Below are 10,696 nucleotides of genomic sequence, written 5' to 3'. Positions count from 1 at the left end.
CCACGGCTCGGTGTGCGGCTCCCGAACGGGCTTTGTGGGGCGCTCAGTCGGTGATGGTCGTGTGCATGCCGGGAACCGTCAGGGTGCCGCCGAACTGGCCGGCCTGAGTGACCTTCACCTTGGTGAAGTAGATCAGCGGGATGTTCAACGGCGGCGGGTGCTCCGGGTCGAACGTGATCGGGATCAGACCGAGCAGGTTCCCCGAGATGCTCTCGGTGTACATCACCGTCTTGCCGTCACGGATCGTGGACGTGGAGCCCTTGGCCGCCTGCACGTGGTGCGTCTTGCCGGACTGCTTGTCCTTGACGATCTGGTGCAGGTCGCCGATGTCGGTGCCGTCGGAGATGACGTACTTCAGGACCTTCTTGGTCTTGCCGCTGGCCGTCTTCACCTCGACGATGCCCTGGTAGTCGGCACCCTTGAGCAGCAGCGAGCTGGCCTCCAGGTACCACGGGTCGTCCGGCACCAGGATCTTGTTGTCGACGCCGCCCTCGTCGTCCGTGGCGGCGGGGCAGTTCTCGGGGTCCGTGCTCTCCGACGGGCTCGGGCTCGGGGAGGCGGTGGCCTCGTCGGCCGCTTCCTCCGCCGCCTTCTCGGCCGCCTCGGTGGTGTCCTTGGCCGCCTCGGTCGCCTTGTCGGTCGTGTCCTTCACGGTGCCCTCGACCGTGTCGGTGACCTTGTCCGTGGTGTCCTTGACCGGGTCCTTGGCGTCGCTCTCGCTCGACGCCTCCTCATCGGCGCTCTCGCTCGCCGACGCGGACGGCGTGGGACTCGGGCTCGCCGTGTCCTTGTTCCCGCCCGTGAAGATGCCGGAGATCGCGTCGCCGATGTCCTCGAGCAGATTGCCGCCGCTCTCGGACGGCGACGGGGACGCCGTGGCCGTATCGCTGGACTGCTCTTCGCTCGACTTGCTCGCGGAGGGGCTCGGCGTGGGCTCGGGCGCGTCGTCGGAACCTGAATCCGACGACGCGGAGTCACCAGCAGAGTCCGAAGAGCCGGACGAATCCGAGGAGTTCCCGGAAGTCGCGGACGGCGAAGGAGTCGGCTCTTCCGTCTCGTCCTCGTCCTTGGACTCGCTCGCCTCCGGGGACGGCGAACCGGACGGGTCGTCGGCCAGGGCCGCCACACAGTCCTTGTACTCGTCGGCCGTCAGACTGTTCGACGGCGTCGGCGACTTGGCGTCGTCGGCCAGGGCCAGCGTCGGTGTGAAGCCCATGCCCATGAGAACCGCCGTCGGCATCGCCGCCATGGCTATCGCCTTGCCGGCCGGCACCTGGAACCGGGTGAACAGCGGCTTCTTGGGCGCCGCGTGGCGCGGCCCCGTTCTCTTTCGTGCCGGGGCCAGCGGGTTGTTGTCGATGGCCTCGTCAGCCGACACGGTCCCCTCCGATCCGGTGCTCGGCGCGAGGGCCGTCCAAGCCACCGCCCTGCGCGGGGCCCCCGTCGGCGGGCGGGTACGACGGGAACGGCTGCCCCGGCTCGAAGGGGTCCTCGGCGGTCGTGGGCGTGGCGCCCTTGTCCATGGGGTCCGCCGCGCCGTCCTGCGGCCCGCTCTCCTCCGGCCGGTCCTTGCCCGGCATCCACGAGATGGAGAGCGCACCACCGATCATCGCCAGCAGGAAGCCGATGATGAAGCCACCGATGTTGGAGACCACCAGGGACACCAGGCCGAGGATGATCGCGGCGACGCCGGCGAACACGCGCGTCGCGGCCTGGAACCACATGGTCAGTCCCAGCGTCCACAGGAGGACGCCGATGATGAGGGAGCCGGCACCCGCGGTGGTCGCCATGGTGAGCGACATGGTGCCCAGCTTGAGGGTGGCGTACGGGAAGTAGGCGATCGGCACCCCGCCGAGCAGGGTGAACAGGCCTGCCCAGAACGGCCGGGTGCCCCGCCAGCCGCGGAATCGCAGACGCAACCGGGTGAAGGTCCCGGCGCTCTGGACCGGAGTCTCGGCACTCATGGAAAACAGCTCCCTGGGTCCGGTGGAAGTACGTACCGGCTCGGCCGTAGGCGTAAAGAAGCCGGAAGTCTGGGTCTGTTGTGAGGGTGCCCGGCTCATGAAAGGGCCGGGCGGGCGGGGCGGGGAGGCGATGGCTTCCCCGCCCCATGGGGCAGCTCAGCTACCCCGAAACACCCCGGTGACGGGAGCCGTCAGTAGCACTCCATGTCGGGGTTCGTGCCGAGCTTCATCGACAGACCGCTCAGCTTGAAGGTGCCGGCCGTGGTCGCCCAGGCCGTCTGCTTCACCTTGTAGAGGTCGGCCTCCCGCGCCTGCTGGGCGAAGCCGCCCGGCAGCACGCTCTCGCCCGCCTTCACATCGGGGCCGCGGGTCTTGTCCTTGACCGCGACGCCGATGTCGATGTCCTTGAACTCCGCGTCGGCGTCGAGCTGGGCGACGTCGATGTAGAGGTCCTCGGCCGAGACCGGCTTCTTCGGGTCCTTGCCCGCGTCAAGACGGAGGTAGATCGACCCCACCAAGGGGATGTCCGTCTTGACCGACTGGCACATCTTGGTGATGGTCGCGTCGTCGAACGACGAGATCGCCACCGGAACCTTGGTCTTTTCCTTGCCGTCGACCTTGGTATAGACGCTGTCTATACCGCCGTACTGGGCGAAGCCCGTACCGTGCAGGTGATCGGCGCTCACCTTGAACTGCTGGCCGGAAACGCTGAACGAGGCAGCCAGCGCACCCTGCGCGAGCCCGACACCCACCGCCGCGGCCGCGGCGACGCTGGGCACCATGACCACAGCGAACCGCTTCCATCTGGTCCCGCCACGCACCTGGGACTCCATATTTCCTCCTTCTCGGACGTACATCACCTGCTCCGGCCCAGCGCCCGAAGGCGTCTCAACCAGGCAGGGATGGGAGAAGTGCTACGTCCTCGGGAAGGAGAGCGCCCGTACTCGTCAGGCGCGAATCGCGCCCGAATCACCGGCGATCACCCCCGAGCGACAACCACTGGTCGCGCCTGACACGCATCACGCACAACCTTGCCGGACAGGCTTCGCCGGGTGGGCGAAGACCCCCCTGTCCAAGAGCCGGCGCCACTGCCGCCGACTCTGCTCGGTGGGGACCCAGGAACTCCCGCGACCCGACCGGCTGTCGGGGTACGGAAACGGACCGAGCGTGGCCGATCGTGGTGCATTCTCGCCGCCCGCACAAGGGGCTTCGTTACTCAGTAGTAACGGCCGGATAACCGAACAACGACTCGCCGGTCTCGGCCAGCGACGCAGGGTGGCATCAAGCGACCGGACAAATCCAGGTATCACCGGACAGGATCTGACAGAAAGGAGCCTGCGACTTACCCCAAGTAACTGCGGCCGTGATTACCAAGATTTGGTAAAGCACGGCCGCAATGATGCTCTGTCGACAAATCTTTCACTCGCGCAACACGAGACTGCGCGTTTAGTCACTGGTCAGAACAGGGCCGCCGCCCCGCTCGCAAACAGGTCAGAACAAGGCACGCGCCAACGCCCTGCGCGCCGCCGCCACCCGCGGGTCCTCGCCGCCCACGACCTCGAACAGCTCCAGCAGTCGAAGCCGTACGGTGTCCCGGTCATCACCCACGGTGCGCCGCACGGTCTCGATGAGCCGCCCGAAGGCGTCCTCGACATGACCGCCCACCAGATCCAGGTCGGCGGCGGTGATCTGCGCCTGGACGTCCGTCGGCTTCTCGGCGGCGTCCTTGCGCACCTGCTGCGGGTCGGCACCCTGCACCCGCTGGAGCAACTCGGCCTGGGCGAGCCCGAGTTTGGCCTCCGAGTTCGCCGGATCCTCGGCGAGCACGTTCTTGTACGCCTGGACGGCACCGCCGAAGTCGCCCGCGTCCAGGGCCTGTACGGCGGCTTCGAGGAGGGCGTCGTACGGACCGGCCGGCGCCGCGGGAGCGGCCTCGGCGGCACCCCCCGGCTCGGCGTCCGGGTCCACCGTCAGACCGGTCAGACCGAACCGCTGCTCGGCTACGGTGACCAGCTGATCCAGCGTCTCGCGGATCTGCGCCTCACCGGCCGCGCCCTGGAAGAGCGGCAGCGCCTGTCCGGCTACGACGGCGAACACGGCGGGGATGCCCTGCACGCCGAACTGCTGCATCAGCATCTGGTTGGCGTCGACGTCGATCTTGGCGAGGAGGAAGCGGCCGTTGTACTCGACGGCGAGGCGCTCCAGCACCGGGCTCAGCTGCTTGCAGGGCTGGCACCACTCGGCCCAGAAGTCGATGACGACGGGCACCTCGGTGGAGCGCTGCAGGACGTCGCGCTCGAATCCGGCCTCGTCGACGTCGATGACGAGATCGGCAGGCGACACGCCTCCCGCGCCCCCGCCCTGCCGGGCGGCCTCGGCACGCGCCTGCTCCGCCTTCGCCTTGGCCTCCTGGGCCGCCTTCACCGCGGCGAGGTCGACGACTCCGCTCATGGACATGTTCCGTGGCTGCATGCGTCTATCCTCCCCCGTCGGGCGCGCGTGTGTGAAAACTGGTCGAAAAGCCGGTCCGGCTCAGTCGTACGCGGCGCCGGGTCCCCACCCCACGCCTGTGGTCATCGCTTTCGCTACGAGTCGTAGCGTAATGGCATGACGACCCCCGCGAACACCCCGCACCCGTGATCTCCCTCACGACCACACACGAACCACCCGGTTATGGTCAGGGGATGCAGAGCCGCACCGCCGCCTCCCGTCCCGGACGCCCGCGCAGCGCCACCGCGGACACGGCGATCCTGGCCGCGACGAGGGACGCGCTGGTCGAGCTGGGGTGGTCCAAGCTCACCTTGGGGGACGTCGCAACCCGCGCCGGGGTTGCAAAGACGACGCTCTATCGACGCTGGCCCGGCAAGAACGAGCTGGTCGTGGACGCGGTGGCGGAACTCTTCGACGAACTCGAACTGCCGGACCGGGGCAGTCTGGCCGCGGACATCGAGGGTGTGGTGCTGCAGTTCGCGACGATTCTCGCCCGGCCGGAAGCGAGGAGCGGGTTGATGGCGGTGGTGGCCGAGTCGACGCGGGACGATGCCCTGCGGCAACGAATCCGCGAGTCGATCGTGGACCGCCAGAAGTGCCTGGTCCTGGAGGGCCGGAGCAGAGCCCAGGCCCGCGGCGAGCTCCCGCCGGAGCCGGACCCTTCGGAGTCGGCACGCACGGCGGACCTGATCTTCGACGTGATCGCGGGCGCGGTGGTGCACCGGGCCCTGGTGAGCGCCGAGCCCGTCGACACGGACTGGGCACACAGTTTCGCCGGACTCCTGTTGAACGGCCTGACGGCATCCGCGACGGCCTGATGCCCGTTGCCGTTCACGCCGTCGGTCAGGTCGTCGTCGATGCCCGTACCCACGTACTCGCGCCCCAGCGCCGCGAGCGGTCAAGCCACATGCGATAGCGGTGGTCGAAGAGGGGCCGGATGATGGGGCCGGGATATCTTCCGTCCGCCCCACCATCGGTGTTCGGCTCGTGACTACATCTGACGGTCTCCCTGCCAGGTGACCGAAGTCAGCGCGGCGAGACCACCATGGGCCACACCCTTATAAGTCACCGTTCGGGCGGGACCGAGCTCGTGCGCCACCCGCCTCGCCAGCTCCACCCCTTCGCGGAACAACCGTTCCCACTCGGCGTCGTACTTTCCGTCCTCCCGGTCACGCAGGTCCAGATCCAAGGTGGTGTCGATCCCGTCCGCCCATGCGTAGAGGGAGGAGACCAGCCCGTCGGACAAGTCCAGCGCGGCAGCGGGATCGTCCGGGAAGAAGTCCCCGAACCCCTCGGAGCGCAGCGGTCCGAATTTGTACTCGCCTTCGACTGTGAGGTGAACGGGGTGTGGTGGCGTGCCGTGGCTGTCGCGTTCCCAATGCAGGCGGTCGCAGCCCCAGCACACCCACTTCGCCGACCTGTGGCGCTCGTCCCAGTAGCGCACCACCCATGATGGCCCCAGATACCGGGCCAGTCGCTGGGCGATCGCCAGGCCCCGCTTGACGTGCCCCCGCAGGTCCGAGCGGGAGACGAAGCCCTCCGGCGGGCGGGCCAGCGACCAGGAGCGCAGCACGTCAACCAGCTCCTCGGGCAGGCCGAGCCGGGCTTCGTCCAGCGGGACGTTGCGCGTGAAGTCGCCGAGGTCGTCGTGAGCCTCGGCATCCTGCGGCTCGTATAGGGGCGATGGCTCGCCCCTGGCGTGCACGAGTATGTGCCGCGGTTCCTCGAGGGTCATGCGATGTTCGCTCCGATCACATAGCCGTTGTCGCCCACGCTAACGGCCACCCGCTGGGTCTTGCCCTGGAAGACGACCTCGAAGATCGGCCTTCCGGCTCCCTGGGTGCCGACCCGCGTGCCCTCGGTGAGGGCTGTCTTCACGAGAGCGGGGATGTCCTCCACTCGGACGCCCGCGTTCGCGAACTCTCCCGCGTGCCGGAAGGCGATATGGGTGAGGCCCGCATTGACGTTGCCCTTTTCAAGCCAGGCGAGGGGCACGCCGGGCTTGGCGTACTCGATCACCCAGATCGTGTCCGCTCTGTTGAACTTCACGCCGGCGTCCTTGAGCCGGTCCAGCAGCTTGGGGTCGAGCGTGCCACGGTGGATCTTGGCTCGTTCCGCCACGGCAGCCGCGATACGCAGTGCCAGGCCGGCCTCGCTCGTGGCGTCGCCGACCATGGCGGCGCCCTTCTCCCCGTAGATCTTCTTCAGGTCCGCGAGTACCTGCGCAGCGTCCTCACCGGTCTTGATGGCACGTTCAGCCCTCGTGGCGAGCTTGGCGGCCTCCGCGAGCTTCGTGGCGACCGACGGCGGTACGAGGATCGCGGCGGCCCAGGCACAACTGGACTTGTCGCCGTGGTAACACCGGGCGGCATCGCCCAGCACAACCTCGTACAGGACCGCGCCGACCTTCTCCCCGAAGAGGTTCTGCCAGCCGATCTTGGTGATCTGCCCGAAGGTGAAGTGATGGGTCCAGTTGTTGGTCTGGTCCTTCAACGTCTCTGTGCCGAGGAACATCGTGTCCGGCTTCGGGCAGCCGGCCTCGGTGGCGGGTACATCCGGGTTGGCACAGTAGTAGTAACTGACGGTGACATCGAGGTGCAGCTCATACGTGACGGTGCAGCCGTCGAGCGTGTAGACACACTCGTTGAGCTGTTTGGCCGGGCCCGCCTCGGTGATCTTGTCAACGATGTAGAAGACACCGCCGACGCCGGTTCCGGCGCCGTCCTGGACGACCTGGTTCGCCTCCTTGCGCGCGGCCTCGTCGGCCGCCTCCTGTGCCGAATCCGCGTACTTCTGGGCGTCCTTCGCAGCCTCCTCCGCCGCGTCGGCCTCGGCGTCGGCGCGGGTCGCCGCCGCTCGGGCGTCCTTCGCGGCCTGCTCGGCCTCGGAGGCGGCCGTGCGGGCGGCTTCTGCGTCCAGGGCCGCCTGGTCGGCGGAGGAGCGGGCGTCGGAGGCGTAACCCTCGGCGCGGCCGGCCGCCTTGTCGGCGGCTGCGGCGTCCACAGTGGCCTGGCGGTCGTACTCGATGGTGCGGGCCAGTGAAGCCTGCGCGGCCGCGGCGTACTTGGCCGCCTCGGCGGCGTAACCGAGCGCCTCCTTCGCCGACTTACGGGCGTCCGCCGCGAAGCCGGCTGCCTCCGCGGCCAGCGTGTACGCGGCCTTGGCGTCACCGGTCGCCGCGTTCGCGAGGCTCTGTGCCTGATCGGCGTTCTTCTTGGCGTTGGCGGCGTGCGCCTCGGCGACCGCCTGCTGCTGCTCGGCGATCGTCTTCGACGACTGGCCCGCCAATACGGCGAGACCCGCGGCCGAGTCGGTGGTGATGTACTGCGAGCCGAGCTGGATCGCGTCGTTGGCCGGGGCAGCCACCTGCTGGGCGGCGTTGCCGGCGTCCTCCGCGGCCTGGGCGGTGGTGTAGGCGTGACCGGCGGCGTCGGCCGCTCCCGCGACCGCCTTGGCGGCCTCGGCCTTCGCCGCGTCGGCCTGCGCCTTGGCCTTGGCGGCGTCCTTCTCCGCGTCGTCGGCCAGCTTGACCGCGGTGCGGGCGGCGGAGGCGGCGGTCTGGGAGGCCTTGATGGCCTCCGCGGCGGCGCTCGTCGCCGTCTTCACGGCGGCGTCCGCCTTCAGCTTGGCGGCCTGGGCGTCGTCCGCGTCGGAGCGGGCCCGCTGGGCGGCTGCCTCCGCGCGCGTGGCTGCGGCGTCCGCGTCGGCCGCGGCCTTGGTCGCCGCGTTCGCCTCGGAACGGGCCGATGTCGCGGCCGATTCGGCCTCGCCGGCCGCCTTGTCGGCGTCGTCGGCCGCTGCCCGGGACTCCTTGGCATCGGAGGCCGACTCGTGTGCCTCGGCGTAGGCGTCCTTGGCATCGGCCTTGGCGCGCGCCGCTTTCGCCTTGCTCTCGGCGTCCCACGCGTCGTCCCGCTTGCCCTTCGCCCGGTCCCGCGCGGCCTCCGCGTCCTGACGCTTCTGGCGGGCGGTGGACTCGGCCGTCTCGGCGCGGCCCTTGGCCTCGGTGGCCGTCTTGGCGTAGCCCTGGGCGTTCTCCTTGTGCCGGGCGGCCTCGGCCTGCTTGGCTGCGGCGGTCTCCTTCTCCGCCTTCGCCGTGGCCTCCTCCGCCTCCGCGGAGAGCCGCTTGGCGTGCGCGGTGGCGGCTGCCGCCTTCGCGTCGGCCTCGGCCTTCTGCGTCTCGGCCAGCTTGGTCTTGGCGAGGTCACGGGCGGCCTTGGCCTCGTTCGCCTGGACCGCGGCGGCCTCGGCGGCGGCCTTCGCCTGCGCACGGGCCTCGTTGGCGGCAGCCGTACGGAACGCCGCCTTCGACTGGGCGGCCTGCGTCAGGGCTCGGGCGGCGACGGTCGCGGAGTCACTGGCGGCGGCGCGAGTCGCGGCGTACGCCGTGTCACCGGCCTTGGACAGCGCCTCCAGTGCCGCCGACGACGCCTTGGTGACCTGCGCCTTCTGCTGGCCGACGAGCAGCCCACGGCCCCTGGGGGCACCCGCCTTGTCGGCGATGCCGTACGCGGCCTGCGTGGCGGTGTCCGTCGTCGTGGCGGCCGTCTTCGCCGCCGTGACCTGCGTCTTGAGCAGGTCGAGCTGCTTCTTCGACTCGGTCTGGGCCTTGGTGATGTCCGACTTCACCCGGTCGAACTGGGCCTTGGTCGGGTAGTCGAGGTCGTCGGTGCCCTGGTGACCGGAGGGGACGACGTCGAACTTCTGCGGGGCCTTGCCGGTGCAGTCCCACATCCGGCCGTCCTGGCCGTTGTTGTACGTCGCCAGGTCGAGGCAGTTCTTGGTAGCCGGGTTGTACAGGCGGGACGTTCCGTGGGTGCCGTATTCCCACTTCTGGGAGACGCCGCTGGTGCAGGGCATGATCACCACGGCCGTGCCGTTGGTGTTCGCGCCGCCCTTGACGGTCAGGCATTTGCCCGAGTTGTCGTTGACCAGCCTGTCGCCGGAGATCTGCCACTTCTGGGCGGCGCTGCCGTTGCAGGTGTAGATCTGCACCGGCGTGCCGTTGTCCTTCTTGGCACCTGCCACGTCCAGGCACTTGCCGGAGGACCCGTTGGCGTGCACGACGAACGGGCTGGTGCCGATCCAACCAGGGCCACCGGCCGACCAGTAGTCCTGCCAGCGGACCAGGTGGTCGGCGCGCCAGGACTGACCCAGCATCTCGCCCAGCGCCTTGGAGCCGGTGGCAAGAGCCTTGGTGGCGGAGCGGTTGGCGGTCAGGATCTGGTTGCGCTGGGTGGCCTGCGCCGCGATCTCCTGCTGCCACTCGGCGGACGCGGTGGCGACCTCCTTGCCGAGGACCTTGTTCGGGTCGATGGGCGTACGCCAGGCACAGGAGGCGAACCGGGTCTTCAGATCCTCAACCGCGATGCGGTATTCGACGCTGCCCGGCTCGGGAGCGGTGCGGGGGAAGCCGCCGGAGGAGAGGAAGAGGCGCATGTCATCGGCGCCCTCGCCCGCATCGCGGTGGGTGTCGACCAGGTCCTCGAACGCCCGCTTTTCGTTGTACTGCCGTTCCCGCTCCTCGGACGGAAGGTTCGGGTCGTAGGGCTTCTCGCCGTACAACGGGGTGCCGAGGTCCTTGACCGCATTGACCGTGGCGTCGTCGGCCTTCGCGGTCGGGTCCTCGTAGAGGTCCCCCTCGTTCTTCCAGAACTGCTCCCAGATCCAGTTGGACAGGCCGGTCTGCTGGAAGAACGTCGGGCGGGGGTCCGCGCTGGTCCCCGGCGGCCACTCGAAGTCGGCCGACGACTGGAAGCCACTGGGCGTGGGCAGACCATTGATCTGAAAGTCCCGGAGGTGGTCGTGGATCGCCGTCCCTTCCTTATGGGCGGCGTCCCTGTCCTTCTCGAACGCCAGGGCCAGCGGCGTCTCCTCCCAATACTTCGGGTTCGCCGCCTCACGCAGCTTCTCCGGCGCCTGGTTGAGCCCGTCCTGCGCGACGGCGGACGTCGCGGGCCCGCCCATCCGCAGCATCTCGCCGAGCAGGCACTGGTCCTGCCGGATCTGCTCGGCGGCCTCCGTGTCGAACCCGTCGTAGCTGTCCGCCACAGGCACGACATCGTCCTGGGCGTACCGATTCAGCAGATCCGGCTGGACGGCAAGGCCCCCGAGCAGGGCCACCGCGACGCCCGAGGTGAGCAGGGACGCGAGGGGCCCCGGTCTGAAAAGGGCATGGGTGAAGAGCCGACGTCTCGGCATGGTGGTCTGTCCTCCCCGCGGCGACGGTGTACTCCCGGTCG

Annotated in this window: 7 protein-coding genes; 1 reads left to right on the top strand and 6 read right to left on the bottom strand. The window is 69.3% G+C overall.

Translation table 11 applies throughout. From position 1 onward, the window contains the following. Positions 1-43: 43 nt before the first annotated feature. The 4 genes from IE325_RS11725 to IE325_RS11710 form a co-directional block, all read right to left on the bottom strand. Positions 44-1,378, bottom strand: a complete 1,335-nt coding sequence (locus IE325_RS11725) for a hypothetical protein (RefSeq protein WP_229911755.1) — start codon at positions 1,376-1,378, stop codon at positions 44-46. Continuing rightward, positions 1,368-1,964 (bottom strand): DUF6114 domain-containing protein, encoded by a 597-nt coding sequence (locus tag IE325_RS11720; RefSeq protein ID WP_190069726.1) that lies wholly within the window; start codon positions 1,962-1,964, stop codon positions 1,368-1,370. Before IE325_RS11720 ends, IE325_RS11725 begins: the two co-directional genes overlap by 11 nt. Before the next feature lie 191 nt (positions 1,965-2,155). After that, complete coding sequence (locus IE325_RS11715) at positions 2,156-2,797, bottom strand: DUF6230 family protein (protein WP_190069725.1); 642 nt, start codon at positions 2,795-2,797, stop codon at positions 2,156-2,158. A 658-nt stretch (positions 2,798-3,455) separates the two neighbouring features. Beyond that, positions 3,456-4,436, bottom strand: coding sequence for a tetratricopeptide repeat protein (locus IE325_RS11710; protein WP_190069724.1), 981 nt, complete (start codon positions 4,434-4,436; stop codon positions 3,456-3,458). Between the two features lie 212 nt (positions 4,437-4,648). On the opposite strand from IE325_RS11710, the gene IE325_RS11705 reads away from it, so the two are divergent. Beyond that, a complete protein-coding gene (locus IE325_RS11705) occupies positions 4,649-5,272 on the top strand; it encodes a TetR/AcrR family transcriptional regulator (protein WP_190069723.1) in 624 nt (207 codons plus the stop codon). 173 nt (positions 5,273-5,445) lie between these two features. On the opposite strand, the gene IE325_RS11700 is transcribed toward IE325_RS11705, so the two are convergent. Together IE325_RS11700 and IE325_RS11695 are read right to left on the bottom strand one after the other, a co-directional pair. Then, complete coding sequence (locus IE325_RS11700; RefSeq protein ID WP_190069722.1) at positions 5,446-6,189, bottom strand: immunity protein CdiI family protein; 744 nt, start codon at positions 6,187-6,189, stop codon at positions 5,446-5,448. Beyond that, a complete protein-coding gene (locus tag IE325_RS11695) occupies positions 6,186-10,655 on the bottom strand; it encodes a ricin-type beta-trefoil lectin domain protein (RefSeq protein WP_190069721.1) in 4,470 nt (1,489 codons plus the stop codon). Before IE325_RS11695 ends, IE325_RS11700 begins: the two co-directional genes overlap by 4 nt. Between the last annotated feature and the right edge of the window lie 41 nt (positions 10,656-10,696).

Source organism: Streptomyces lanatus (assembly GCF_014655715.1).
Lineage (GTDB): Bacteria > Actinomycetota > Actinomycetes > Streptomycetales > Streptomycetaceae > Streptomyces > Streptomyces lanatus.
The sequence above is the reverse complement of the archived record's forward strand: the minus strand, read 5'-3'. Positions and strand labels throughout refer to the sequence as shown.

What these genes read in the sequence shown, in the direction of transcription:
- IE325_RS11695 (WP_190069721.1), bottom strand. Translation starts at nt 10,655, where the DNA reads ATGCCGAGACGTCGGCTCTTCACCCATGCCCTTTTCAGACCGGGGCCC.
- IE325_RS11720 (WP_190069726.1), bottom strand. Translation starts at nt 1,964, where the DNA reads ATGAGTGCCGAGACTCCGGTCCAGAGCGCCGGGACCTTCACCCGGTTG.
- IE325_RS11710 (WP_190069724.1), bottom strand. Translation starts at nt 4,436, where the DNA reads ATGCAGCCACGGAACATGTCCATGAGCGGAGTCGTCGACCTCGCCGCG.
- IE325_RS11715 (WP_190069725.1), bottom strand. Translation starts at nt 2,797, where the DNA reads ATGGAGTCCCAGGTGCGTGGCGGGACCAGATGGAAGCGGTTCGCTGTG.
- IE325_RS11700 (WP_190069722.1), bottom strand. Translation starts at nt 6,189, where the DNA reads ATGACCCTCGAGGAACCGCGGCACATACTCGTGCACGCCAGGGGCGAG.
- IE325_RS11705 (WP_190069723.1), top strand. Translation starts at nt 4,649, where the DNA reads ATGCAGAGCCGCACCGCCGCCTCCCGTCCCGGACGCCCGCGCAGCGCC.